Genomic DNA, 24,381 nt, shown 5'->3' with positions numbered 1-24,381 from the left:
CATCAGCCCGTACCCTTCGATCGGTGCTAGCGTCCGGTCGTGGGCCTTCGCCGCGCGTCGATGGGCCGGCCCGTCCTGGTGATGGCGGTAGCCGTTGTCGCCATCGCCGCGGGTTGCTCCGATTCGGAGCGGACGACAGAGCCGACGAACTACGACCCCCACGTCCGGGTCGTCGACCTCGGTCACGAGGGCAATGTCTCCGCGCTCGCCTTCAGCCCGGACGGCCGGCTGCTCGCGACCGCGAGCAACGACGAGACGGTCCGCCTGTGGGACCTCGCGGCCGGCCGTACGGTACGCAGCTTGTCGACCGGCGTTCTCGGGAACCAGGTCGTGGCGTTCAGCCCGGACGGCCGGCTCATCGTCACCGCCGGGAAGGTCAGCGACGACGGCATCGGGAGCGTGCTGCTCTGGGACATGGCCTCCGGGCAGCGCCTGGCCACTCTCTCCGGGCACTATCGCCTCGACACCGGCGTCGTCTTCAGCCCGGACGGCGCCACGCTCGCGGTCGCCAGCTTCAACAACGGAGGAGCCATCCCGGGCACCGCTCCCAAGTGGATGGTCAAGCTCTGGGACGTGGCGACCAGGCGCGCCTCCGCGACGTTCTCCGACGACGGGTACGCCGGGAAGGTCGCGTTCAGCCCCGACGGAAAGCTGCTCGTGGTGAGCACGGATGTGGTCCAGCTGATCCGGATGACCGACCGGCGAGTGACGGACAGCTTCCCGGGCGCGAACGCGATATTCAGCCCGGACGGCAAACTCGTCGCCCTCAGCACCGAGGGGAGCGTGGTGATCCGGGACCTGGCCGGCCGCACCCGGGTCACCGTTCCGGCCGCATCGCTGGTCGACCTGGAGTTCAGCCCGGACGGCACCATGCTCGCCGTCGGGACCGGGGACGGCGTGGTCCGGGTCTGCGACGTCCGATCCGGCCGGGTCGTCGCCACCGATCCCGGCCGGCAGCGGCACTTCGACGCCGCCGGGGTGACCGCGACCGAGGGCGCGCTCCAGGATCTGGCCTTCAGCCCGGACGGGCGGACCGTCGCCGTCGCGGACTGGTACTTGACGGTGCGGCTCTTCGACGTCGCGACCGCGTCGGCCGGCCCGGCCGCTTCACGCTGATCGTCCGGTCCGGTATCGCGATGGACGGCGCCGTCGCCGCGACCTAATGTTCTGACCGCCATAACGTATTGCCGGAGGGCTGCCCGCGATGACCACCGGATCCGCCCGGGCCGCCGGGCCGGCCGATATCGACCGGATCGTCGAAATTCTGACAGTTGCGTTCTTCGACGACCCGCTGTGGGGGCCGGCGTTCCCCGACGCCGAGCGCCGAGCCGAGCAGGCGGCCGGGTTGTGGCGGTTCTACGTCACGTGCGTGCAGCGCTATCCGTGGACGTTCCTGACCGCCGGCGGCGAGGCCACCTCGGTGTGGATTCCGCCCGGTGGGGTCGAGCTGACCGGCGCCGAGGAGCACGAGCTGGAGCGCCTGTTGCTGGCCACCACCGGCCGCGAGACGACCGACGGGATCCTCGGGATCATGGCCCAGTTCGACGCCGCCCGGCCCCGCGAGCCCCACTTCTACCTGGGCCTGATCGGCACCCACGACGCCCACCGGGGCCAGGGGCACGGAATGCGCCTGCTGGCGGAGAACCTGGCCGCGGTCGACACGCGCGGCGCCGCGGCGTATCTGGAATCATCCAACCCCGTCAACGACATCCGGTACGAGCGGCTGGGCTTCACCCCGTACGGGAAAATCACCACCGCGACCGGCCACGTCATGACCACGATGTGGCGCCCGCCCCGGTCCTGACCGCGCCGCGGGCCCGCCGGAACGGAGCCTGACCCGGTCGAGGTGAGCGCGGTGGGTCCGCGATGCCCGGAGGGCCGGTTACGGTAACTACCATGACGACCTATTCCGGTCCGGCAAGGCTGACCCTCGTCGACGGCACGCGCGTGTCCGGCATGGCTTCCCTCAGCACCAACCAGCGCGGCGGTGTCGAGGGCTGGGGCGGCACGTTCCGCCCGGACCAGACCAGCGCCGACATCCGTAACCCGAGTGACGGGTTGTCCCTGGAGTTGCCCTACGACCAGATCGGGTCGGTGGCCGTCACCGGCGTCCGGAAGCTGCTCGCCACGCAGATCCTGGTGTCGCTGGCCGGCAGCGGTCCGGCACCGTTCTGATCGGCGGTCACCCGTGGGGGCGATGACCGAGCCATAGACGCAGCGCCGGTTCCTCGTCGAAATGCAGCAGTCCGGCCGACTGCTCCGCGTGGGCGAGGGCGGCGGCCAGCTCCGCCTCGGTGACCAGCAGCCGTCCCGTCAGTTCGGCGGCCGTCGTCCGGAACGGCGGCCGGCGGATCCACCTGAGTATGAGTTCGAGATCCTGGGCTAGGCCGCCGTACCGGCTCTTGGCGTCCTGGCGGCGCACCGCCTCGACCTGCTCGGGCGGCAGCGACAGGACCGTGTCGATCCGCGCCGGCCGGCCCGGGCGGTAGGCGTCCCCCTCGCGTACCAGCAGGCCGGCGGCGGCCAGCAGTGGGAGCACGTCGCGTTTGCGGCGCGCCGCCGGCACGCCGAGCTCCGCGGCGATCTCATCGCATCGACGCTGCCGCCGGTCGAAGTACTGTGCGGCCGGACCTGTGGCCCCGGCCGGCCACAGCGGCTCGTCGATCCAGCCCGCCGGGAAGGAGGGGTGCCGATGCCAGGCGTCGACCTGCGCGGCGGTCACCGGCCCGCCGAGCGCGCGGGCCGCGTTCATGGCGATGTACCCGACCTGGGTGACTTCCTGCGGCAGCGCGGAATGCCACCCGTTGTCCCCGGCGCCGACGGCGGGCCGGCTTCGTGCCTGCCACACGGGTGGTTCGAGCCCGGGATCCGGCCAGAACCGCAGCAGCCAACTGTCCCGCGGCGTGTCGCCGGCGCGACCGTGCCGCCGCGCGACCCGCACCCGATACCACTCGGCGTCGCCCAGCTCGAGGGTGGTCGGATCGTAGATACCGCCGGTGACGTGGCTCAGCATCACCGCGCCCGAGCTTGACCGGTACGGCGCCTCCAGCACGTCGTCGAACTCACCCTGGTCCGGCGCCGGCGCCTCGTCGTGCGTCTCGAGGCGGATCGTGTGGTCGATCAGGCTGTCGGCCTGGGCGGTGACCCAGCCCCCTCCGGTACCGGCGAACGTCCCGGCCGGCGAGTCACCCCGATCGCGGTATCGCGGGACGTCCGGTTCCTCAGGCCCCCAATCGAGGGACGTGTCACCCAGAACAAGAAGCCCATACTCGGGGACATACCCGTCATCCTCGACCGCGGCCACGACCCCCACGACATCAAGCTAACCGAGGCGCATCTGGGCGCGCAGGGCGTCCAGGTCCATGCTTGTCCAGTGTTCGACTATTTTGCCGTCTCGGATGCGCATGATGTCGATGAACTCCCACTCGACCCGGTTGCCCGAGGGCGGCAGGTCCCACAGTTCGCCGGTGTGCGTGCCGCGGAAGGTCTTGCGGGTCGCCACCAGGTCGCGCTCGGCCAGTTGCTCGTCCACCTGCATGGTCGCGTCGGGGAAGCCGCGCAGCAGCATGCCGTAGAAGCCCTGGAAACCGGCGGCCGGACGACCGGGCGTCTCGACGATCTCCCGGCCGCCGGGCCGGTAGTGGTTGACGAAATCGGGGTGGAAGATCTCGTCGGCGTACGCAAGGTTGTGCTTGTTCTGGCATTCCTCGACGAAGCCGGCGACGACCCTCTTGTTCTGCTCCGGTGACACGGCCGGCTCCTCTCCGAACGGGCGATCAAGCCACCCGGCCAACCTGAAAGAGCGCTGTGACCTCGGGCTCTCGACTGGCCGCGGTGGCGGGGCGCTTCTAGCATTCGAGGCGACCGCACCCGAGGGGAACCCTTTGTCGAAAGTCTTGTCCGCCACTCGGCGGCGCAGCCCGGTCTGGGCGCGCTGGCTGATCGGCATCGGCTCGCTGCTGCTCACCGTCAGCGGCGGGACCCTCGTCACGGCCGACGTGGTGCTGAAATCGGCGACCGGCGCGATCCAGCAGCAGAGCCTGCTCGGCGGCGCGCGCGACACCACGAAGCACGCCGAGATCACCGGCGCGAAGAACATCCTGCTGGTCGGGCTGGACACGCGGCCGAGCTGGGCAAACACGGGCGAGCTGAGCCGGTCCGACTCGATCATCCTGATGCACATCCCGGCCGACCGCTCCGGGGCGTACCTCATCTCCCTTCCCCGCGACAGCTACGTGTCGATCCCGGCCTACGACAACGGCGCCCAGAAATATCCGGGCGGGAAAAACAAGATCAACTCCGCTTTCGCGTACGGGAGTCGGGGGCTGACCGGCGCAGCGGCGGAGTCGCACGGCTTCGAGCTGCTCGCGCTCACGGTCAAGCAACTGACCGGCATCACCCCGGACGCGGGGGCGATCATCGACTTCTCCGGTTTCACCAAGGTCCTGCAGGTGCTCGGCAAGGTCTGCATGTACGTCGACGAGGACGTCACCTCGATCCACGTGGGCCACACCGCCGACGGCAAGCAGGCGGTGCCGTACAAGACCGACGCGGCCGGCCTGCACCCGAGGAAGGTGCCCGGCGTCACCGCGAACTTCTACGCCAAGGGCAACCACTGCTTCACCCCGGTCGAGGCGCTCGACTACGCCCGCCAGCGTGACCTGCTCTCCCTGCACGACTCCGACTACGGCCGCCAGCGCCACCAGCAGCAACTGCTCAAGGCGATCCTGACCACGGCCGTGCACCAGGGGCTGAACTCGCCGACCAAGCTGCCCGGCCTGCTCTCGGCGATCGGCAAGACGATGACCGTCGACGGCGGCGGCATCTCGCTGGAGGACTGGGCGTTCGCGATGAAGGGCATCAACCCCAACGCCCTGGTCACCCTCAAGACCAACGACGGCAAGTTCAACCCGCGCACCGTGGCCGGCATCGGCGACGTCGAGATCCTCGACCCCACGAGCCTGGAGATGCTCAAGGCCGCCAGGACCGACACGATGGCCGCCTTCGTCATCGCCAACCCCACCTGGGTCGCCTCCAGTTAAGTGGCCGCCCTGTTCTGCGACACCGCGCTGGCCGCGCGCATCGAGCGCGCGGAGGCCGAGTTCATGGCCGCGTGCGCCGCGGCGGGCCGGGGTCGCGGCGCCGACCCGCACGGGTTCACCATCCGGGTGGGTGGGGGAGTGGCGACGTACGTCGAACCGGGCTCGCCGTTCAACAAGGTGGCGGGCCTGGGGTTCGACGGCCCGACGCCCGACGCCGGGCTGGACGCGGTGGAGCGGGCCTACGCGGCCGTCGGCTGCCCCGTGCAGGTGGAGCTCTCCATCCTCGGCGACGCGGCGCTCCCGGAACGCCTCACCGGCCGCGGTTACCGCCTCGCCTCGTTCGAGAATGTGCTCGGCCGGCCGCTGACCGACATTCCGTCGTACCCGCCGAATGTCTCGCGAAGCCCGGAGGGTGAGCTGCAGACCTGGCTGGACGTGGTGGTCGAGGCCTTTCTGCACGAGGACGTCGAGGGCATCGCGTCGTTCGAGGAGTTCCCGCGGGCGATCCTCGAGGCGGCCGAGCGCGACCAGGCCACCTCGGCCGGCGCGACCCGCTACCTGGCCCGGCGCGACGGGGTGCCGGCCGGCGGCGCCCTCTACCATGCCACCGGCGACGGCATCGCCCAGTTCGCCGGCGCGGCCACCCTGCCCGAGCACCGGCGCCGCGGCGTGCAGACCGCGCTGCTGGCGGCCCGGCTCGCCGACGCCCACGCGGCCGGCTGCGACCTCGCCGTGGTCACCACCCGGCCCGGCTCCCCGTCCCAGCGCAACGTCCAGCGGGCCGGCTTCGAGCTGCTCTACACCCGGGCCGTGCTGATCCTCGAAAAATGAAACCCGAGTGGTTACGAGATGTGACGACGCGCGTCACGCCGTAGGGGTGTCAGCATCTTCTCAGAGGAGGAAGCGATGCCCAGCGCACGCCAGATGACCACTCCCGTCGCCATCGACCACGAGCTGATCGAGGGACGGTACGCCGACCTCGGCGGGTACACCGTCGCGTTCGAGCGGTTCCCGCAGGACGTCGACCCGGCGCCCTACTTCGCCGGCCTGCCCGGTGATCGGTGCACCTGCCCGCACTGGGGTGTGGTGACCAGCGGTCAGATCACCTTCCGGTGGGCCGGCCACGAGGAGACGTACGGCGAGGGCGACGCCTACTACGCCCCGCCCGGCCACCTCCCGCTGATCGCCGCCGGCACCGGCATCGTGGAGTTCAGCCCGGCCGGCGAGCTCGCCAAGGTCCAGCACGTGATCGGGGCCCACATGACCGCGGACCGGTTCGTGCACTGGCTGGAGACCGGCGAGGACCCGGGCGACCTGTTCGCCCCGGACGCGTTCGGCGACCTGTCGCTGCCGCAGTGGCGGCTGCAGGCAGGTAACGACAAAGACCTGATGGCACTGCGCACGCAGGGCCACCCGTGGCCCGGCAAGGTGACCGTCGAGCGCCTCGACATCACCGCCGGCGGCTGGGTGATGCAGATGGCCGAGCGGTGGACCGACGACGAGGGCGCCGCGTGGTACTGCCGGGAGATGTTCCGCGCCGACGTCGAGAACGGCTCGATCACCGACATCGCCATCTACTGCACCGGCGACTGGGACGAGGACACGGTGCGCCGGCACGCCGTGGAAGTCGAGCTGTCCCGCCCATGAACGACGACGTGCGGCGGCTCCTCGACCTGGCCGACGGGCATGCCGCGGCCGGCCGGGGAGCCGACGCCGTCCCGCTCTACGCGGAGGCCACCGACCGGGCGCTCGCCGCGGACGACCTGCCGGCGGCGACCCGGGGGGCGCTCGCCCTGGCCCAGGGCCAGCGCTTCGACGCGACGCCCGGGCTCATCCCGGCCCGGTTGCACGACGTCTACGTACGCGTCGAGGAGCCCACCGCCCGGGCCGCGCTCGCCGCCGCCCTCGCCCGGGTCTGGGTCTACGCGAGCCGCCCGCACCGGGCCGTGCCGTTCGCCGCCGTGGCGCTGGAGATCGCTCGCGAGGCCGGCGACCCGGTGCTGCTCGCCGACTGCCTCGACGCCACCCTCACCGCGCACTGGGGCCCGGACGACCTGGACCGCCGCCGCGGCTGGGCGCAGGAGCTCGACGACGTCGTGGCCCACCTGCGCGATCCGAAGGCCCGCCTCCAGGCCCATCTGTGGGGCCTGACCGTCGCCTTCGAGCTGCTCGACCTGCCCCGCATCCATCGCAACCTGCGCGCCCTCGAGGATCTGGGCGCCGGCAACGCCGAGGCCCGGTTCTTCGCCGCGTCCCGCCGCCTGGCCGCCGACCTGATGCTCGGCCGCCTCGACACCGCCGCCTACCTGCGCGAGCTCGCCGAGGACGCGGCCCGGCAGGCGTTCATCGCCGACGGGGACGGGGTCCGGCACGCGATGACCGCGTACCCGGCGATGCTGCTCGGCGACCGCGAGACCTGCGCCGCCGAGGCGGACGAGTTCGAGGAGTTCGCGCGGGCCGAGGGCGCCCCGACCGTGCTCGCCGAGGCGGGGCTGCTCTGGGCGGCGGCCGGCCGGGCCGACCGGGCCGCCGCGGTCGCCGGGCAGTTCGGCGGCGACACCCTGGCCGGGCTTCCGGCCGACATGGACTGGCTGCTGATCCTTCAGTGCGTGCTGGACGCGGCGCTCGCGGGCGGCGTGCGCGAGGTGGTCGAGTCGGCCGTCGCGCTGCTCACCCCGTACGAGAATCGGTCTGTTGTCAATGCCGGCGCGGTGATGTTCCATGGCGTCACCGACGACCCGCTCTCGCGGGGAAACGCGCTGCTCGGCAACGAGACGGCGGCGGCGCGGCAGCGGGCCCGGGCGCTGGCGACGTACCGCCGGATCGGCGCGGTCTGGTGGCGCGAGCGCCTGGAGGCACAAGGCGGGGCGACCCGGATGCGGCTGCGCCCGGCCGACGGCGGACTGTGGAGCGTCGGGCCGGACGCGACGCCGGTGACGCTGCCGGCGATGCGCGGCCTCGAATACCTGCACCACCTGCTGGCCCGGCCCGGCGTCGACGTCGCCGCGCTCGACCTGGTCGGCCCGCAGACGGTCCACCAGCCCGGGACCGGCCCTTCGGCGGACGCGAAAGCCCTCGCGGCCTACCGCCGGCGACTCGCGACGGCGGCGCCCGACGAGAGGGCGGCGATCGAGGCCCATCTCCGCTCGGTGACGGGCCTCGGCGGCCGGGCGCGGGAGAACGGGTCGAACGCCGAGCGGGCCCGGGTCGCCGTGCGCAAGGCGATCGTCGCCGCACTCGCGAAGATCGCCGAATGCGAGCCGGAGGCCGGCCGGCACCTCTACACCCAGGTCAGCACGGGCGCGGCCTGCCGGTACGACCCCGATCCGGCGGCGCCCATCACCTGGCTCCTGTGAGGACCGGTGCATGATCGTCGATCATTTGGAGCCGGGCGCCGCGAACCGTGCCGCTCCCGCGACCCCGTCCCGCCGTAGCGATTCCAGGCCGACCTCCAGCTCGAACCGCATCGCTTCTTCCTCGCCCTTGCCGGCCTGCTCGTAGGTGGATCGGCGGTCGTTGCGCAGGCAGGTCTGGGGGAGTTGGGTGAGCTCGCGGGCCAGTTCCTCGGCTCTCATGCGCGCGGTGCCGGGGTCGACCAGGCGATTCACCAGGCCGAAGGTGAAGGCCTCCGCGGCCGGCACCGCGCGCCCGGTGAGGATCATGTCGAGCGCCCGGCTCATCCCGATCAGCCGGGGGAGTCGCACCGTGCCGCCGTCGATCAGCGGTACGCCCCAGCGGCGGCAGAACACGCCGAAGGTCGCATCGGTCGCGGCGATCCGCAGGTCGCACCAGGCGGCCAGCTCCAGGCCACCGGCGACGGCGTAGCCCTCGACGGCGGCGATCACCGGCTTGCTCAGTCGCATCCGGGTCGGTCCCATCGGGCCGTCGCCGTCGGGTTCGACCGTGTTCTGGCGGTCGGTGCCGACGGCCTTGAGGTCCGCGCCGGCGCAGAACGTTCCGCCGGCGCCCCACAGCACGGCGACATCGGCGTCGGGGTCGGCGTCGAACTGCCGGAACGCGGCCGCCAGCTCGTTTGCCATCGCGGCGTCGACGGCGTTGCGGCGTTCGGGCCGATTCATGATTACCGTGGTGACGCGGGCCTGTGTTTCGACGTTTATCGATCCGTGCACGTCCGCTCCCGTATTAAGATGCGTCGATGTCAAGGCCACGAACGCTTGCCATGGCTGTCGTCGCGGGGGTGCTGACCATCTTCGTCGCTCCGGCCGCAGCCTTCGCCACGCCGGCTGTTTCGGGCACCGAGACCATGCCGGTCTACTCCTACCAGAATGCCGTCCGGGAGAGCGTCTGGGTGCAGACCTCGCTCGACAACGACGGCGACGGCGTTCCCGACCGCGTCGCCGTCGACATCGTCCGGCCGCGCGAGGCGGCCGCGCGGCACCTGAAGGTGCCGGTCATCCTCGAGGGCTCGCCGTACTACGCCTGCTGCGGGCGCGGCAACGAGAGCGAGCTCAAGGAGTACGACGCGAGCGGCACCATCGCCAAGCAGCCGCTCTTCTACGACAACTACTTCGTGCCGCGCGGGTACGCGTTCGTCTCCGCCGACCTGGCCGGGACGAACCGGTCCACCGGTTGCATGGACGTCGGCGGGCGGGAGGAGGTGCTCGGGGCCAAGGCCGTGATCGACTGGCTGAACGGGCGCGCCCGGGCCACGTACGCCGATGGGACGCCGGCGGTCGCGACGGCTTGGACCAACGGTAAGACCGGAATGATCGGCAAGTCCTGGGACGGGTCGGTGGCCAACGGTGTGGCCGCGACCGGCGTCGAGGGCCTCGAGACAATTGTTCCTATCTCGGCGATTTCCAGTTGGTATGACTATCAGCGCTTCAACGGCGTGTTGCGGGCGCCGGACTACCCGGAGTATCTGGCGTCGGTCGTCAGCGGGCGGCCCGCTTCGGTCTGTGCCGCCACGGTCGCCGGCCTCGACCAGGGCAGCGACGACGCGACCGGCAACTACAACGCGTTCTGGGCGTCGCGGGACTTCCGGCCGGACGCGCGGAAGGTGCACGCCAGCGTGTTCATCGTGCACGGCATCAACGACACCAACGTGACGACCACCCAATTCGCTCAGTGGTGGAGCCGGCTCGACGTGCCGAAGAAGATCTGGCTGTCCCAGATGAGCCACGTCGATCCCTTCGACATCGATCGGGCCGCGTGGGTCGACGTCCTGCACCGATGGTTTGACCGTTGGCTCTTCGGTTTGCCGAACGGTATCGACCGCGAACCGCAGGCGAGGATCGAGACCGCGCCGGGCACGTGGGTGAACGAGCGGAGCTGGCCCGCCTCCGGCGCGCATCAGACCAAGGTGACGCTCGGCAACGGCGATGGTCTTACGGGCACGCTGGGTGGTGGGTCCTCCGGCGGCTTCCGTACGTGGACAGACGCGCCCGACCTCAGTGAGGCGGCGGCCGTCGCCTCGCCGAACACCGCGGTTCCCGGCCGGGTCGCCTTCCTCTCGGCGCCACTCTCCTCGGGCGTACGCGTCTCCGGAACCCCCGCCGTGAGTTTGCGGGTGCAGGTCGACAAGCCCACGACTGAGCTGACCGCGCGCCTGGTCGACTACGGCACCGCGTCCCGCGTGGACTACCTGGGCAACGGCGAGGGCATCACGACCTTGGACACGTCGTCGTGCTGGGGTGCCTCGACCACGGCCGACGACGCGTGCTACCTCGACACCGCCGAGGACGTCGTGACCAGCGACCACGCGATTCTCACTCGCGGCTGGCAGGACGCGGCCCACCACGTTTCGTTGCGCTTCGTCACGCCGTTGCAGCCCGGCAAGTGGTACTCGGTGACCGTGCCGATGCAGGCCACCGACCAGCGGATCGCCCGCGGGCACGTGCTCGGCCTGATCCTGCAGGCCAGCGACAACGAGTACTCATCACCGCAGTCCGTGGGCGCGACGATCCGCCTCGACCTGCGGGGCAGTTCGCTCTCGCTGCCGCTGGTGGGCCGGCTGCCGGCCTCGGGCGCGACAGCTCCGATCGTGTCGACGGCGCCCGCGCCGAGCACGTTCGCTCCGATGCGGGTTCAGCCCGAGCTTCCGTCCTAGTTGATGGCCCCGCCCCGGCCCACCGGCCGGGGCGAGGCGCATCCGCGTCGGGCGGGCCCGCTCGCGGGGCGAGGCCCCAGCCGGCGGGCTCACCGGCCCGGGGGCGCCCCCGCCTCCGGCGGGCCCACTCGCGGGGCGAGGCCCCAGCCGGCGGGCCCACCGGCCCGGGGGCGCGGCCGCGTCGAACGGGCCCATCGGCGGGGGCGAGGCGGCCTGGATCAGGCGGGCGTGATGATGACTTTCAGGGCGGCGTTGGCGGCGGCGTTGCCGAAGACGCCATATGCCTCGTCCATCTGGTCGAACGTGAACGAGTGCGTGCCCATCTTCTCCGCCGGGATCCGCCCGCTCGCCACCATCTTGAGCAGCGTCGGAATCGAGACCGTGTCGACCAGGCCCATGGTGAGTTTCACGTTCTGGATCCACATGTCCTGCATCGGCAGTTCGACCGGCACGCCGTGCACCCCGATGTTGGCGATCGTGCCGCCGGGCCGTACCAGCGAGGCCGCCGTCAGCAGAGTCTCGGGGTAGCCGACCGCCTCGATGGCGACGTCGACGCCGAGCCCATCGGTGAGCGCTCGGACGTCGCTGGCTGCGCTCTGGCCGGCTTCGAACACGTCGGTAGCGCCGAACTCGAGCGCCTTCTCCAACCGGAACTTGTTCGAGTCGATGGCGATGACCCGGGCGGCGCCCCACAGCCCCGTGGTGAGGATGGCGGCCAGCCCGACCGCACCCGCACCGACCACGGCGACAGTGTCGCCCGGCCGCACCGCACCGGCCAGGACCCCGACCTCGTACCCGGTGGGCAGCGAGTCAGCCAGGAAAATGGCCTGCTCATTGGTCACGTTCTCGGGCACGGCGTAGAGCGACGTGTCCGCATACGGCACCCTTACGAGCTCGGCCTGAGTCCCGTCAATGAGATGACCAAAAATCCATCCGATCCCACCAACGGTCTGACAATGCGACGGCATGCCCCGTTGGCAGTACTCGCACCGCCCGCATTTGGTGATCGCCGGCACCAGCACCCGGTCCCCGACGCCGAACCCCTTGACCGCGTCGCCGACCGCCGTGACGGTGCCGACGGCTTCGTGGCCGAGGATCCGCCCATCGGTAACGGCGGCCACGTCGCCGTGCAGGATGTGCAGGTCGGTACCGCAGATCGTCGTGGTGTCCACCCGGACGACAACGTCGGTCGGCTCCACGACCGTCGCATCGGGAACGTCCTCCCAGGCCTTCTGACCAGGGCCGTGATAGACAAGTGCCTTCATCAGGACCTCCGCAAATTACGCATACTGATCGGCTCGACCGACGCTATCGGCGGAGGCCGTCACCGACCGTCGCAATATGGGACGCGCGCGTCCACCCGGCCGGTCGGGGAGGTGATCTGCTGGCTACGGTCGCGATCGGCGGGGTTGCCGCCGCGCTCGGCGGCGTCGGCAAGGGTGCGCTTTCATCGGCGGCACGCCGCGGTGGTGTCCGCGGCCTGGGACGGCGCGAAGACGACCATGACAAAGCACTACAGGGGTCCTTCCGGCATTCGGCGCCGCGAGGTCACCGGGACGGACCGGTGACCTCGCTGGTATTTCCGCGATGAGGCACTGCCTACGCCTGGCAGGTGACGGTGACCTGGGCGCGGAAGATGTGCCCGAAATAGGGATCGTCGAACACTTCGAAGATCTGAGGTTCCCCGGACAAGGTGCACGGTCCGTAGAACCCTTCGGACTGTGCCGAATTCTGCGCGTCGTCGAGCGCGCCCTGTACGGCGACTTGCGCAGTCAGACCGCGGCCCGCGCCGCAGAACAATGGGCTGGCCGTCGCCGGTGAGGCGACCAGCATGACCAGCGCCGTAGCGCCGGCCGACGCAGCGAGTCCCGTTCCGGTGCGCCAGCTCCAACGTGGATTCATCGATGCACTCCTCTCGGGTTGGGCAGTGTCACCGGGAAATACACCCCGCCGGTCCGAACAGTTCATGTGGCGAGTCCGGCCTGTGCTGCCCCGGATCTGCTCCGGGCGCCCATCCGGGCCCGTGATGCACCCGACCGGTCCGCGCGGTGAAGCGGCGAAGCGCGAAGCTGGACGATCGGGCGTGGCGGTTCTGAGCGCGCGAGTTTGGCGGATCGCTTCGGTGCGCTGCTGGCGAAGCAGTGGCCGGTGACCTGCTCGAGATCGGGAGCGGACGCCGCCGTGCGCGCCGCCGGCGTCGACGACCCACGCCCGCCGGCGCGCTCTTTCCTCGCGCGCACAGTCAGTCCAGCGCGGGCGCCGCTGGGGCGGGCCATGGCGGGAACGACGGTTTCCGGATGCGGCGAACCAGCACGGTCTACCGTGAGGTGCAGGGATCTCGGGTGGCGCGGTCGGCCGGGGGAGTCGGCATGTCGACAGGGTCAGAGGATGTCTCAGGTCTGCTGTTGGAGGCGGCGCCGGACGCCATTCTTGCCGTAGACACGGCTGGCCGGATCGTGTTGGTCAATGCGCAGGCGGAGCGCCTGTTCGGCTACCGCCGCAGCGCGCTGCTCGGCCAGCCGATAGAGCTGTTGGTGCCCGACGACGTGCGGACCGTGCACCCGGGGCATCGAAAGCGGTACCTGCGAGATCCGCAGCCGCGGCCGATGGGTGCCGGGATGAGGCTGGCGGCACGCCGCCAGGACGGCACCGAGTTCCCGGCGGAGATCTCGCTGTCCGCGATCGCCACCGATCGCGGGGTGTTGGTTGCCGCCGCGGTGCGGGACGTAACAGACCGCGTACGGGCTGAGGCGAAGTTCCGTGGCCTGCTGGAAGCGGCTCCCGACGCCATCGTGGGGGTGGACGCCGACGGCCTGATCGCGTTGCTCAACGCGCAGGCGGAGCGGTTGTTCGGCTACCGGCGTGACGAGCTGGTCGGCGAGCCGGTGGAGATCCTGGTCCCGCAGGCCAAGCGATTGGGGCATCCCGCGCATCGTCTCCGATACCTGGCCAATCCGGAACCGCGGCCGATGGGCGCCGGGATGGCCCTGGTGGCTCGTCGCAAGAACGGCAGCGAATTCCCCGCCGAGATCTCCCTGTCCGCGATCGACACGGAGGACGGCGTGCTGGTGTCGGCGGCAATCCGGGACGTCACCGAGCAGCGCCGGGCCGCCGAGGCCCGCAACCAGTTGGCCTCGATCGTGCAGTCGTCGCACGACGCGATCATGGGTAAGACTCTCGCCGGGGTGATCACCAGCTGGAACCCGGGCGCGGAGCGGTTGTACGGGTACTCGGCCGCCGAGATCGTGGGCCGTCACGCTGAGGTGCTGTTCCCCCCGGACCAGCGGGCATCGGAGACGGAGTTGCTGGCCCGGATCGGCCGGGGTGAACGGGTGCAGCAGTACCAGACCGAACGGCTGCGTAAGGACAGCAGCGCGGTGACGGTGTCGCTGACGATGTCGCCGATCGTCGACGCGGCCGGGGCCATCGTCGGCGTGGCCTCGGTGTCCCGGGACGTCACCGAACGGCAGCAGGCCGAGGTCAAGTTCCGCGGCCTGCTGGAGGCCGCCCCGGACGCCATCGTCGGTGCCACCCCGGACGGACGGATCGCGCTGGTCAACGCCCAGGCCGAACGCCTGTTCGGTTATCCACGGCAGGAACTGCTCGGCCAGCCGGTGGAAATCCTGGTCCCCGAGTACGCCCGCGACGTGCACCCCGGGCACCGCTTCCGTTACCTGGCCGATCCCGCGCCGCGTCCGATGGGCGCCGGTATGCAACTGGCCGGCCGGCGCAAGGACGGCACGCGGTTCCCCGCGGAAATTTCCCTGTCCTCGATCAACACCGAGGACGGTGTACTGGTGTCCGCCGCGATCCGTGATGTCACTGACCGCGCCCGGGCCGAGGCCAAGTTCCGTGGTCTGCTGGAGGCCGCCCCGGACGCCATCGTCGGCGTCACCCCGGATGGCAAGATCACCCTGGTCAACGCCCAGGCCGAACGGCTGTTCGGCTACACCCGCACCGAGTTGCTCGGACAACCGATCGAGATCCTGGTGCCCGAGCGTGCCCGCGCCGCACATCCGCAGCGACGTACCCATTACTTCCACCACCCTCAACCCCGGCCCATGGGCGCCGGCACACAACTGGCCGCCCGGCGCAAGGACGGCACGGAGTTCCCGGCCGAGATCAGCCTGTCCGCCCTGGACACCGAGGACGGCACCGTCGTGTCCGCGGCCATCCGCGACGTGACCGACCGCATCGAAGCCCAGGCCGAGCGCGAACGGCTGAAGGCCACCGCCGAACGCGAGCGGCTGGAAGCCCAACTCCACCAGTCCCAGCGGCTGGAAAGCCTCGGTCAGCTCGCCGGTGGCGTGGCACACGACTTCAACAACCTGCTGGCCGTGATGCTCAACTACACCACCTTCGTGGCCGAACAGGCCGCCCGGGCCGCCGCCGACGGCGACCCGGACTGGCAGGCCGCCACCAACGACCTCAACCAGGTACTCCGCGCCGGCCAGCGCGCCACCGACCTCACCCACCAACTACTCGCGTTCGGCCGCCGCGAAGTCGTGCGCCCCCAGGTCCTCAACCTCAACACCGTCGTCACCGAGGTCGAACAACTACTACGCCGTACCCTGGGCGAGCACATCACCCTGCACACCAGCCTGGCCTGGGACCTGTGGCCGGTGCTCGCCGACCCCGGCCAGATCGAGCAGGTCCTGGTCAACCTCGCCGTCAACGCCCGGGACGCCATGCCCGACGGCGGTACCTTGAGCATCGCGACCACCAATCGTGTCCTGACCAATGACTCGATGCGTCCGGGCCGGCACGTGGAGGTGCTGGTCGCCGACACCGGAACCGGTATTCCGCCGGAGATCGCCGAACGGGTCTTCGAACCGTTCTTCACCACCAAGCCCAAGGGCGAAGGATCGGGGCTGGGCCTCGCCACCGTCTACGGCATCGTCACCCAAGCCGGCGGCCACGTCGACATCCACTCGGCCCAGGGAGCAGGCACCACCTTCACCCTGCAACTGCCGGTCACCGACCACATCCCCGCCCCGGCAACGGCCGCCTGCCCCGCGGCCGCCGGCCAGCTCAGGCACGGCGGTGAAACCGTCCTGGTCGTCGAGGACGAAGACGCGCTCCGCGAAGTCACCCGCCGCATCCTGGCCCGCAACGGCTACCACGTCCTGACCGCCGACAGCGGCCCCGAAGCACTGAAAATCGCCGAGCACGCCGAGCACTCCATCGACGTCCTGCTCACCGACGTGATCATGCCGCGCATGCTCGGCAAGGAGCTGGCCGCCGCGATCGGCGACCTCGTTCCCGGCATCCGGGTGCTCTACATGTCCGGATACGCCCAGCCCGTGCTCGCCTCCCAGGGCACCCTCGAACCCGGCGTCATCCTCGTGGAGAAGCCGTTCTCCGAGGTCGCTCTGCTGCGACGCGTGCGCGAGGCATTGGACGGCCCCCCGCCCGCCGAGACCTCCTGATCTGACCGGACGGCCGTCTCGCGGCGGGCGAGCTCGACGACATTGCGGCAGGTTCTCGACGGTGATCCGCCCGGTCAGCGAGCGGTGGCCGCGTCCGGCTGCGGAGTGGGGTCCGTGGTGTCGATGTGCAGCAGGTGGCGCGCGTGGTCGATGGCCGCTGGGGTGTCGGCGAAGACAAGATGGTCCCCGCGAAGGGTCGCGGCACCGAGGGCGGAGAGCACCTGCTGATGATCCGGATCGACGCCGGACAGCAGGACCGCGATGCCGCGCCGCCGCAGCCGGTTGATGGCGTCATCGAGGATGTGCGCTCCGGTGGCGTCGATGGTCGACACCCGTGACATGCGCAGGATGACCACCCGTACGTCGGCGACGTCGCTCAGTTGCAGCAGGAAGTCGTGCGCGGCGGCGAAGAACAGCGGCCCGTCCAGGCGGTACGCGACGATGTGCTGGTCGAGCAGGGCCTGCTCCTCGGCGTGGCGGTCGCCGGGGTCGATCGGCACGCGTTCGAGACGGGCCGAGCGGGCAACCGCGCGCAGAGCCAGCACGACCGCGACGCCGATGCCGGCGGCCACCGCCGTCACCAGATCGAAGAAGACGGTGACGGCGAAGGTGAGCACCAGCACGATCGCATCGCGGCGGGTCGCACGGACCAGGGCGAGCAGCGATGCGGCCTGGATCATCCGGACCGCGGTGGCAAGCAGGACTCCGGCCAGCGCGGCCATCGGGATTCGGGACACCAGCGGCGCGGCCAGCAGGACCACGCCCGCCAGGGCGACGGCGTGGGTGAACGCGGCGAGCTTGGAGCGTGCGCCGGCGCGCACGCTGACCGCGGTGCGGGCGATCGCGGCCGTGGCGGGCACGCCACCCAGGACGGGCGTGACCAGGTTCGCGATGCCTTGGCCGAACAGTTCCCGGTCGGGCTGGTGGCGTTCGTCGACGCTCATCGCATCGGCGACCGTCGCTGACAGCAGGCTCTCCAGCGCCGCCAGCGCTGCGACCGCGCACGCGGCGGGAAGCAGCCCGGGTAGCGCCCGCCAATCGAGGAAGCTCAGCGACGGCTGCGCGAAGCCGGCGGGAAGCGTGCCGATCCGGGCCAGTGGCAGCGCCATGGTCGCCGCCAGCAGCGTCGCCGCGACAATCCCGACCAGGGAGAACGGCACGACCGGCCGCCACCGGGCGCCCAGCAGCATCAACGCGGCGACGCCGGCGGCCACCGCAACGGGTGCCGGGTGTGGATGCCCGGCGAACCGGATCACCGCGTCCGCCGCGGCCGACCACACCTTCTCGCCGTGCGCATCGGCAATACCGAGCGCGGCGGGCACCTGCTGCAGCGCGATCACCACCGCGATGCCCGCGGTGAAGCCTTCGACCACCGGAACGGGCAGATAACGGACGTAGCGGCCGAGCCGGGCGAACGCCATCCCGATCAGCAGCAAACCGGCCAGCAGCCCCACCATCAGCACACCGGTGCGCCCGAACTGGTGCACGACGGGGAGGAGCACGACCGTCATAGCCCCTGTCGGCCCCGAAACCTGTAGGTTCGAGCCGCCGAATACCGCCGCCAGAGCACCGGCCACCACCGCCGTGATCAACCCGGCCTGAGCGCCCATGCCGGAGGCGACCCCGAACGCCAGTGCCAGAGGCAGCGCCACGACCGCGACCGTGATCCCGGCCACGAGGTCCCGGCCCGGAGCGCGCCGCAACGCGTCCCAATCCGAGCGCTGCGGCAGCAGGTCGATCAGCCACCCGGCCATGCGGCGACGGATCGGCGTGGCACTCACCGGGCGACGCCTTCGACGCGCAGTCGTTCGCGCAGGCCGTCGCGGGCGGTCAGGATCGTGGACAGGATCCGCCGCCCGGCCGCCGGCAGATCTGCCATGTCGGGCGTGCTGAGCGCGTAGACAACGAGCGTGCCCTCCCGCCAGGAGGACCCCGTTCCCGCCCGGCGCAGCACCGCCGGCTGCTGCGACTGGGAAACCTTCACTCGTCTCACCGATCCCGCCAGTATGTGACTGTATCTTGAATTTCTAAGTTGCAAAAATCTGCAATTACAAGGTACGTGACGGCAGCGGGCCCATGCACGGCAGCCCTTGCGACGGAGATCACACGCCGGGCGCGCGCAGGACGGGCGGCCCGGGCCGAGCCGTGTGGAGCAGGAGATCGGCCCGGCCACCCGGCCTGTGACGTCACCCGAACTGCCGGCCGCGCATCCCATTTGGGCGCGGTGGAATCGGCGATCCCGCCGGGGTGGCGGGAGGCGAAGGTGAGGACATGGTGGCCGCCGTGGCCAGCACAGCCCCAGCCGGTTGACTCATTGACGCCGGTCACAGGGGCGAGAAGGCTGTACGTATTCCGCGCTGACAGAACCGCCGAAGCGCCGCAAGGCTGTCCGCCGGCATGAGCCGGCTTGAGGAGGCATTGTCGTGGTCGTAGCGTCGGATTCCTACGCTGCCCGCTTGGACATCGACTACCCCGAAAGACTCGACCGCTTGACGTCGTTCTTCCGGCTGATCTGGATCCTTCCGATTGCCATTGTTCTCAACGTGCTCTCGGCCTACACCAGCCAGACGGTGAGGACGGTCACCGACAACGCGGTCACGACCACCACGACGAGTGGCGGGGGAATCGCAGCCGCCCTCGTCGGCGCGACATTGCTGATGATCTTGTTCCGAAAGCGCTACCCACGCTGGTGGTTCGATTTCGCCCGGGAGTTCACGCGCTTCAGCGCCCGAGTCGGCGCCTATCTGTTTCTTTTGACCGATCGGTATCCCTCGACGGTCGAGGAGCAGTCGGTGCATCTGGAAATCGACTACCCGGACGTCGAGCAGGATCTCAACCGCTGGCTCCCATTGGTCAAATGGCTGCTGGCAATCCCTCACTACATCGTGCTCTTCTTTCTCGGGATCGGCGCGATCGTGGTCTGGGTCATCGCGTGGTTCGCCATCCTCTTCACCGGGCGCTATCCGCGGCCGCTGTTCGACTACATGGTGGGTGTCGGCCGGTGGGCGCTTCGCGTGCAGGCCTACGCGTTCTTGCTGGTCACCGACCGGTACCCGCCATTCAGCCTCAGGTGATCCGAGACAGAGCCGGCGCTTGACGCCCGATGCGCCGCAACTAGGTCACCGAGCAAAGAGGTGCCCCCGCCGCACCCTCATCTACGAGGCGTGCGGCAGGGGCACCTACCAGGATCAGACGGTCGGCCGTGGCAGGCGGGTGCGGCGGATGGTGAGGAAGCCGAGCACCGCCAGCGGGGCGAAGAGCGCGGTGAACGTCAGGCCGTACACGAAGGTCAGGCTGACCGGGACCGTGAACATGCCGACCAGGGCGACCACGTAGACCGCCGGGGCCCACCAGCCCAGGACGCCCGCCCGGGCCAGGCCGATGTACACCAGGAGCAGGCCCAGGAAGCCGATCATCGCGGTGTCGCGCCAGGGAGAGAGCCAGGCCTGAGCATCGACGGTGTCCGAGATGCGTACGGCCACGTCCAGGGGCACCGTCTGGCCGATCACCATGCGCCACCAGTCGTCCTTGACCGCGCCGGAGATGTTCAGCATGGTCAGGACGGCGGCCAGCATGCCGATCAGGGTCAGGAGGCGGCCTCGGACGCCGCGGATCAGGAGCGGGGCGGCGATCAGGCCCAGGGCCATCGTCATGTTCGAGTAGTGCAGGAACAGGGCCGAAATCTGGGTCAGCGTGCTGTCTCGGGCCAGCGATTCCACGTACGCCGCGGTGGTGTCGGCGGCCTGGGAGGGCGCGGTCAGCATGCCGGCGAAGGTGAGGATCGGGCCGGCGATCAGGAGGCCGCCGCCGATGCGGTAGAGGATCTTGCTGGTGCCGGTCTTCGGCGAAGTGGCGCTGTCGGCCGCGTTTGGGCTGGTCATGATGTCCATGGCGAGAACAATGCCGTCGCATCCCGCCGTGCCGAGTCCGCCGGGACGCATCGAGCGGGTCCGTCAAACGATGGACTCGGGGGCGGTGATCTCGACCGTACGATCCGGGTGTGAAAGCGCGCGCGATTCCCCTGGTCCTGGGCCCCCTGGTGGGCCTGCTCGCCGTGGCCGAGGCGAACCTGGACGCCGAGTTCGCCCAGCGCGCGGCCGCCATCTACGGCCCGGGCCTCCTGCTCGGCGCCGGCGTCACGCTCGCCACCTGGTTCCCCCTGGCCGGCACTCTGGCCGCGGCCGCCTGTTTTCCGCTCGGCCTGCTGCTCGGCGCCCCGGACATCGGCGGCGCGGGCCTGATCGGGCTGATCGGCGTGGTCGCTTGGTCGGCCTGGCGGCTCCCTCCCCGCCGGGCGCTGCTGGCGCTGGTCACGGCCATGGCGGCCGGTGTGGTGACCTCCCTGCTCGCCGGGCAGACGGTGTGGGAGGCGATCTTCCAGCCGGCGATCCTGCTGCCGGGGTGGCTGCTGGGCCGCCTGAGCCGGATCAACGGTGAGCGCGCCGCCGAGCTCACCCGCCTGGCCGCCGCCCTGGACGCCGAGCGGGAGCGTAGCGAGCATGCGGCGATCATCGACGAGCGCACCCGGATAGCCCGCGAGGTGCACGACGCCGTCGCCCACTCGGTCAGCGTGATGACGCTCCAGCTGGGCGGCCTGCGTCGTCAGCTCGACGATCCGGTCCACCGCGAGATAGCGGGAAGCCTGGAACGCCTGGGCCGCCAGTCGGTGGAGGAGATGCGCGGCCTGGTCGGCATCCTGCGCGACAGCGGCACGGCCGGGCTGCCGGTGCCGGAGCCGTCGCTGGCCCGGGCCACGGAGCTCGTCGCCGACGTGGCCGCGGCCGGGCTGCCGGTCGACCTGGTGGTGGACGGCGAACGGGCCGAGATCCCGCGCCTGCTCGACGCGTCGGCCTACCGCGTGTTGCAGGAGGCCCTTACCAACGTGCTGCGCCACTCCGGCCTGGTCCCGACCCGCGTGACGATCGGCTATGCGCCCGAGCGGGTGACCGTCGAGGTGGTAAACGAGAAGGGCACCGCCGAGCCGGGAAAGACCGGCGGCCACGGCCTGGTCGGCATGCGGGAGCGGGTGTCGCTCTTCCGCGGCACGATCAGCGCCGGCCCGCAACCGGACGGCGGCTTCGCCGTGCGGGCCAGCTTCCCGATGGGACAGACCGTATGACCCGCGAGCGGATGGGACTAACCGTATGACCCGCCTGCCGATGGGACGGACCGCATGATCCGCGTGGCTCTGGTCGACGACGAGGCGATGATCCGGGTCGGCCTGCGCATGGTGCTCAGCGGCGAGGACGACATCGAGGTGGTGGGCGAGGCCTCCGACGGCGACCAGGCCGCCGACCTGGTGGCCCGCCTCAAGCCCGACGTTGTTCTGATGGATGTACGGATGGCACGGATAGATGGTCTGACCGCGGCCGCCCAGATCTGCGCCGAGCACCCCGACAGCAAGGTGATCGTGCTGACCACCTTCGACGAGGACGAGTACGTCGCGGCCGCCCTGCGCGCCGGGGTGAGCGGCTTCCTGCTCAAGGTCGCGCCCCCGGAGCAGCTCATCGACGCGGTGCGGACGGTCGCCGCGGGGAAGGGCCTGCTCGACCCGGCCGTCACCCTGCGCGTGATCGCCTCCTTCGCCGGCCACCCCGACCCCGCCGCCTCCGAGGCCGACCGCCAGGCCCTCGCCCGCCTCACCCCGCGCGAACGGGACGTCCTGCGCCTGCTCGCCGAGGGACTGACCAATGCCGAGATCGCCGCCCGCATCTACCTGGGCGAGGCCACCGTCAAGACCCACCTCTCCCGCGTGCTCATGAAACTGGGCCTCCGCACCCGGGTCCAGGCCGTCGTCTTCGCCTACCGCAACGGCGTGGTCAGATGAGGGCGAGCTCGATCAGGTCGGCGTCATGGGTCGCCGTCCACCGCACCGGCAGGCCGACCGCCATGAGGTGGCTGCCCGAGTAAACCTGCGTGCCGTGCCGGTAACGAGCACGAGGGTCGAGGCCGCGCAGAGGCAGCCGGATGTCCCGCGCCGGCACCCGGTCGAGCCCGTCCAGCCCACCCGCGTTCCAGGCCAGCACCACCACCCGGTCGCCGAGCGTGTACTGCACGGCGCACCGGCGCTCAGAAGGCCCGCCGATCCGATGCACCACGCCGCGCTGGATCACCTCCCGCACATCCTTGTAGCGAGCCACCCATGAAGCCGCCTCGGAGAGCGAAGCGGGCGACCAGCGGGTGATGTCCGCGCCGATCCCCAACACCCCGGCGCAGGCCAGCACGAACCGGAACGCCAGCGATCGCGGCCGCTCGTCGAACATCCCCTCGGCGTCGGTCACCCACGAGCTCATCAGGTGCGGCGCGTGTGCCGACAGAAACCCGTCCTGGATGCGCAGCCGGTCGAGCGGCGCCGTGTTGTCGCTCGGCCACAGCACGTCGGTGCGGGCCGCCATCGCCAGGTCGACCCGCGCCCCACCGGCCGCGCAGCCCTCCACGGTCACGTCCGGATGAGCCACCCGCAGGTGGTCCAGGATCCGGTACAGGTTCCGCACGTGCGCACCATCCACATCGGACGCGTTGCGCGCCGCCTCGGTGCGTGGCCGGTTGAAATCCCACTTCAAATACGAGATGGCGTACGTCGAGAGCAAAGCGTCGAGGGTCTCGCGCACAAATTCGTACACGTCGTCCCGGCCGAGGTTCAGGAGGTACTGGTTGCGGATCGTCGTGCGGGGGCGCCCGTCCGATTGGTAGACCCACGAGGGGTGGGCGGCATAGAGGGCCGACTTCGGATTGACCATCTCCGGCTCGACCCAGAGACCGAAGTCGAGCCCCTTGGCCCGCACCGCGTCGACGAACGCCCCGAAGCCGTCGGGAAACTTGGCCGGGTCCGGCGTCCAGTCGCCGAGCCCACCGTGGTCGTCGTGCCGCCCCACGAACCACCCGTCGTCCACGACGAACGTCTCCACCCCCAGCGACGCGGCCACGTCGGCGAGCGCCAGTTGCCCGGAGGCCGTCACGTCGAAGGCGGTCGCCTCCCACGAGTTGTAGATGACCTTCCGGGTACGTTCCAGCCGCGGGCCGGCGAGATGCCGCTCATAGGCGTGCCACTCCCGGGCCAGCCCGCCGAGCCCCTCGGCGCTGTAGACCCCGGCCGCGACCGGTGTGGTCACCGATTCGCCGGGCGCCACCGTCACAGGCCCCTCGGCGAGCTGTCGGCCCGCCCGCACCCGGGTCAGCCCGGCCACGTCAAGATCGGCGGTGATCTGCCACGATCCCGTCCAGGCCAGCTGGATCCCGTACGCGGCATCGCCGTTCTCGACCGCGAGACAGGGCGAGAACTGATGCCCCGTAACACCCTGCGCGCTGCCGATCTCGAAGCGCCCCCGGGCCAGCCGCACGGAGGCCGGCGTGAACTCCTGCGCCCACTGTCCCCATAGGTAGGACAGCGTCGCGCCCGACGGGGTCGGCACCGAGAAGCCGGCCGACCCGAGCCGGCTCAAAGCCACGGGCGCGTCCCCGCTGTTCTCGACAACGGCCCAGCGCTCGATGACATCGGTCCCCGGCGCGAAACGCCAGCGCAGCGTCACAACGAGCCCGGTGAGCGGGTCGGAGAATCGGGCCCGCAGCCCGTCGTCGGGGAGGAACGCGACATCGGCGAGGGCAAGCGTCAGCACCGAGCCGGCCACGGCCAGATCCGCCCCGAGAAAGGGGCGCTGGCCGTCGGCAGCGTACTCGACGGCGGCGACATCCCCGGGCAGCATGTACTGCACCTTGCCCGAAAAGTCGAACGGCGACGGGCCGTCGGAGACCCCGTGCGGCCCCCACGCGACAAGGTCGATGCGGTCGCCACGCGCCGCGACGGTGTACTCGGTGTTGACGCCCCTGAGGGTCCACATGC

General features: G+C 70.8%; 21 protein-coding genes. 12 read left to right on the top strand and 9 right to left on the bottom strand.

Annotated features, from left to right (window positions below; translation table 11 throughout):
* Nucleotides 1-39: 39 nt before the first annotated feature.
* The 3 genes from A3CQ_RS0102505 (at nucleotide 40) to A3CQ_RS0102495 (ending at nucleotide 2,175) form a co-directional block, all read left to right on the top strand.
* Nucleotides 40-1,116 (top strand): WD40 repeat domain-containing protein, encoded by a 1,077-nt coding sequence (locus A3CQ_RS0102505; RefSeq protein ID WP_157295203.1) that lies wholly within the window; start codon nucleotides 40-42, stop codon nucleotides 1,114-1,116.
* Between the two features lie 88 nt (nucleotides 1,117-1,204).
* Nucleotides 1,205-1,804, top strand: a complete 600-nt coding sequence (locus tag A3CQ_RS0102500) for a GNAT family N-acetyltransferase (RefSeq protein ID WP_020509332.1) — start codon at nucleotides 1,205-1,207, stop codon at nucleotides 1,802-1,804.
* A 92-nt stretch (nucleotides 1,805-1,896) separates the two neighbouring features.
* On the top strand, nucleotides 1,897-2,175 hold the full coding sequence (locus A3CQ_RS0102495; RefSeq protein WP_020509331.1) for a hypothetical protein: 279 nt from the start codon (nucleotides 1,897-1,899) through the stop codon (nucleotides 2,173-2,175).
* Nucleotides 2,176-2,182: 7 nt separating this feature from the next.
* Here A3CQ_RS0102495 and A3CQ_RS0102490 read toward each other — a convergent pair whose 3' ends face one another.
* On the bottom strand, nucleotides 2,183-3,313 hold the full coding sequence (locus A3CQ_RS0102490) for a DUF6042 family protein (RefSeq protein WP_026205215.1): 1,131 nt from the start codon (nucleotides 3,311-3,313) through the stop codon (nucleotides 2,183-2,185).
* 9 nt (nucleotides 3,314-3,322) lie between these two features.
* Nucleotides 3,323-3,751: an ester cyclase gene (locus tag A3CQ_RS60415; RefSeq protein ID WP_020509329.1), complete on the bottom strand. Its 429-nt coding sequence runs from the start codon at nucleotides 3,749-3,751 to the stop codon at nucleotides 3,323-3,325.
* A gap of 133 nt (nucleotides 3,752-3,884) precedes the next feature.
* Here A3CQ_RS60415 and A3CQ_RS0102480 point away from each other — a divergent pair, with 133 nt between their 5' ends.
* The 4 genes from A3CQ_RS0102480 to A3CQ_RS0102460 all read left to right on the top strand — a co-directional run bounded on the left by A3CQ_RS0102480 (nucleotide 3,885) and on the right by A3CQ_RS0102460 (nucleotide 8,398).
* Nucleotides 3,885-5,042 (top strand): LCP family protein, encoded by a 1,158-nt coding sequence (locus A3CQ_RS0102480; RefSeq protein ID WP_157295201.1) that lies wholly within the window; start codon nucleotides 3,885-3,887, stop codon nucleotides 5,040-5,042.
* Complete coding sequence (locus A3CQ_RS0102475; RefSeq protein WP_020509327.1) at nucleotides 5,043-5,873, top strand: GNAT family N-acetyltransferase; 831 nt, start codon at nucleotides 5,043-5,045, stop codon at nucleotides 5,871-5,873. It begins immediately after the preceding gene.
* Nucleotides 5,874-5,948: 75 nt separating this feature from the next.
* Nucleotides 5,949-6,689: a cupin domain-containing protein gene (locus A3CQ_RS61970; RefSeq protein ID WP_211216438.1), complete on the top strand. Its 741-nt coding sequence runs from the start codon at nucleotides 5,949-5,951 to the stop codon at nucleotides 6,687-6,689.
* Entirely contained in the window at nucleotides 6,686-8,398 is a 1,713-nt protein-coding gene (locus A3CQ_RS0102460) for a hypothetical protein (protein WP_020509325.1), read from the top strand. The genes A3CQ_RS61970 and A3CQ_RS0102460 overlap by 4 nt, the downstream gene beginning before the upstream one ends.
* 21 nt (nucleotides 8,399-8,419) lie before the next feature.
* On the opposite strand, the gene A3CQ_RS0102455 is transcribed toward A3CQ_RS0102460, so the two are convergent.
* On the bottom strand, nucleotides 8,420-9,160 hold the full coding sequence (locus A3CQ_RS0102455) for a crotonase/enoyl-CoA hydratase family protein (protein ID WP_026205212.1): 741 nt from the start codon (nucleotides 9,158-9,160) through the stop codon (nucleotides 8,420-8,422).
* A 62-nt stretch (nucleotides 9,161-9,222) separates the two neighbouring features.
* Between A3CQ_RS0102455 and A3CQ_RS0102450 the strand changes: the two genes are divergently transcribed.
* Nucleotides 9,223-11,112, top strand: a complete 1,890-nt coding sequence (locus tag A3CQ_RS0102450) for a Xaa-Pro dipeptidyl-peptidase (RefSeq protein ID WP_020509323.1) — start codon at nucleotides 9,223-9,225, stop codon at nucleotides 11,110-11,112.
* 218 nt (nucleotides 11,113-11,330) lie between these two features.
* Here the strand turns inward: A3CQ_RS0102450 and A3CQ_RS0102445 are convergent, their stop codons facing one another.
* Together A3CQ_RS0102445 and A3CQ_RS0102440 are read right to left on the bottom strand one after the other, a co-directional pair.
* Nucleotides 11,331-12,377, bottom strand: a complete 1,047-nt coding sequence (locus A3CQ_RS0102445; RefSeq protein WP_026205211.1) for an alcohol dehydrogenase catalytic domain-containing protein — start codon at nucleotides 12,375-12,377, stop codon at nucleotides 11,331-11,333.
* 334 nt (nucleotides 12,378-12,711) lie between these two features.
* Nucleotides 12,712-13,014, bottom strand: a complete 303-nt coding sequence (locus tag A3CQ_RS0102440) for a hypothetical protein (protein ID WP_157295199.1) — start codon at nucleotides 13,012-13,014, stop codon at nucleotides 12,712-12,714.
* A 467-nt stretch (nucleotides 13,015-13,481) separates the two neighbouring features.
* Between A3CQ_RS0102440 and A3CQ_RS58635 the strand changes: the two genes are divergently transcribed.
* Nucleotides 13,482-16,541 carry a hybrid sensor histidine kinase/response regulator gene (locus A3CQ_RS58635; RefSeq protein WP_084698949.1) on the top strand — a complete coding sequence of 1,020 codons (3,060 nt, stop codon included), beginning with the start codon at nucleotides 13,482-13,484 and terminating at the stop codon, nucleotides 16,539-16,541.
* Nucleotides 16,542-16,615: 74 nt separating this feature from the next.
* On the opposite strand, the gene A3CQ_RS51150 is transcribed toward A3CQ_RS58635, so the two are convergent.
* Together A3CQ_RS51150 and A3CQ_RS51145 are read right to left on the bottom strand one after the other, a co-directional pair.
* Complete coding sequence (locus A3CQ_RS51150) at nucleotides 16,616-18,295, bottom strand: SulP family inorganic anion transporter (RefSeq protein WP_020509319.1); 1,680 nt, start codon at nucleotides 18,293-18,295, stop codon at nucleotides 16,616-16,618.
* 23 nt (nucleotides 18,296-18,318) lie between these two features.
* Nucleotides 18,319-18,525 carry a hypothetical protein gene (locus tag A3CQ_RS51145; protein WP_020509318.1) on the bottom strand — a complete coding sequence of 69 codons (207 nt, stop codon included), beginning with the start codon at nucleotides 18,523-18,525 and terminating at the stop codon, nucleotides 18,319-18,321.
* 472 nt (nucleotides 18,526-18,997) lie between these two features.
* On the opposite strand from A3CQ_RS51145, the gene A3CQ_RS0102420 reads away from it, so the two are divergent.
* Nucleotides 18,998-19,615 carry a DUF4389 domain-containing protein gene (locus A3CQ_RS0102420; RefSeq protein ID WP_020509317.1) on the top strand — a complete coding sequence of 206 codons (618 nt, stop codon included), beginning with the start codon at nucleotides 18,998-19,000 and terminating at the stop codon, nucleotides 19,613-19,615.
* 114 nt (nucleotides 19,616-19,729) lie between these two features.
* On the opposite strand, the gene A3CQ_RS0102415 is transcribed toward A3CQ_RS0102420, so the two are convergent.
* Nucleotides 19,730-20,482, bottom strand: coding sequence for a hypothetical protein (locus A3CQ_RS0102415; RefSeq protein WP_169516245.1), 753 nt, complete (start codon nucleotides 20,480-20,482; stop codon nucleotides 19,730-19,732).
* A 59-nt stretch (nucleotides 20,483-20,541) separates the two neighbouring features.
* On the opposite strand from A3CQ_RS0102415, the gene A3CQ_RS56970 reads away from it, so the two are divergent.
* Entirely contained in the window at nucleotides 20,542-21,660 is a 1,119-nt protein-coding gene (locus A3CQ_RS56970) for a sensor histidine kinase (protein ID WP_020509315.1), read from the top strand.
* Nucleotides 21,661-21,714: 54 nt separating this feature from the next.
* Nucleotides 21,715-22,368, top strand: a complete 654-nt coding sequence (locus A3CQ_RS0102405; protein WP_020509314.1) for a response regulator — start codon at nucleotides 21,715-21,717, stop codon at nucleotides 22,366-22,368.
* Here A3CQ_RS0102405 and A3CQ_RS0102400 read toward each other — a convergent pair.
* Nucleotides 22,361-24,379: an alpha-galactosidase gene (locus A3CQ_RS0102400; RefSeq protein ID WP_020509313.1), complete on the bottom strand. Its 2,019-nt coding sequence runs from the start codon at nucleotides 24,377-24,379 to the stop codon at nucleotides 22,361-22,363. The two genes, A3CQ_RS0102405 and A3CQ_RS0102400, sit on opposite strands and share 8 nt — an antisense overlap.
* Between the last annotated feature and the right edge of the window lie 2 nt (nucleotides 24,380-24,381).

The organism is Paractinoplanes globisporus DSM 43857 (assembly GCF_000379645.1).
Lineage (GTDB): Bacteria > Actinomycetota > Actinomycetes > Mycobacteriales > Micromonosporaceae > Actinoplanes > Actinoplanes globisporus.
The sequence above is the reverse complement of the archived record's forward strand: the minus strand, read 5'-3'. Positions and strand labels throughout refer to the sequence as shown.

Excerpts from the sequence above, each read along its gene's own strand:
- A3CQ_RS0102415 (WP_169516245.1), bottom strand. The coding sequence starts at position 20,482 with ATGCGTCCCGGCGGACTCGGCACGGCGGGATGCGACGGCATTGTTCTC.
- A3CQ_RS0102445 (WP_026205211.1), bottom strand. The coding sequence starts at position 12,377 with ATGAAGGCACTTGTCTATCACGGCCCTGGTCAGAAGGCCTGGGAGGAC.
- A3CQ_RS0102440 (WP_157295199.1), bottom strand. The coding sequence starts at position 13,014 with ATGAATCCACGTTGGAGCTGGCGCACCGGAACGGGACTCGCTGCGTCG.
- A3CQ_RS0102450 (WP_020509323.1), top strand. The coding sequence starts at position 9,223 with ATGGCTGTCGTCGCGGGGGTGCTGACCATCTTCGTCGCTCCGGCCGCA.
- A3CQ_RS0102500 (WP_020509332.1), top strand. The coding sequence starts at position 1,205 with ATGACCACCGGATCCGCCCGGGCCGCCGGGCCGGCCGATATCGACCGG.
- A3CQ_RS0102460 (WP_020509325.1), top strand. The coding sequence starts at position 6,686 with ATGAACGACGACGTGCGGCGGCTCCTCGACCTGGCCGACGGGCATGCC.
- A3CQ_RS58635 (WP_084698949.1), top strand. The coding sequence starts at position 13,482 with ATGTCGACAGGGTCAGAGGATGTCTCAGGTCTGCTGTTGGAGGCGGCG.
- A3CQ_RS0102495 (WP_020509331.1), top strand. The coding sequence starts at position 1,897 with ATGACGACCTATTCCGGTCCGGCAAGGCTGACCCTCGTCGACGGCACG.
- A3CQ_RS51150 (WP_020509319.1), bottom strand. The coding sequence starts at position 18,295 with ATGGCCGGGTGGCTGATCGACCTGCTGCCGCAGCGCTCGGATTGGGAC.
- A3CQ_RS0102405 (WP_020509314.1), top strand. The coding sequence starts at position 21,715 with ATGATCCGCGTGGCTCTGGTCGACGACGAGGCGATGATCCGGGTCGGC.
- A3CQ_RS0102400 (WP_020509313.1), bottom strand. The coding sequence starts at position 24,379 with ATGTGGACCCTCAGGGGCGTCAACACCGAGTACACCGTCGCGGCGCGT.
- A3CQ_RS61970 (WP_211216438.1), top strand. The coding sequence starts at position 5,949 with ATGCCCAGCGCACGCCAGATGACCACTCCCGTCGCCATCGACCACGAG.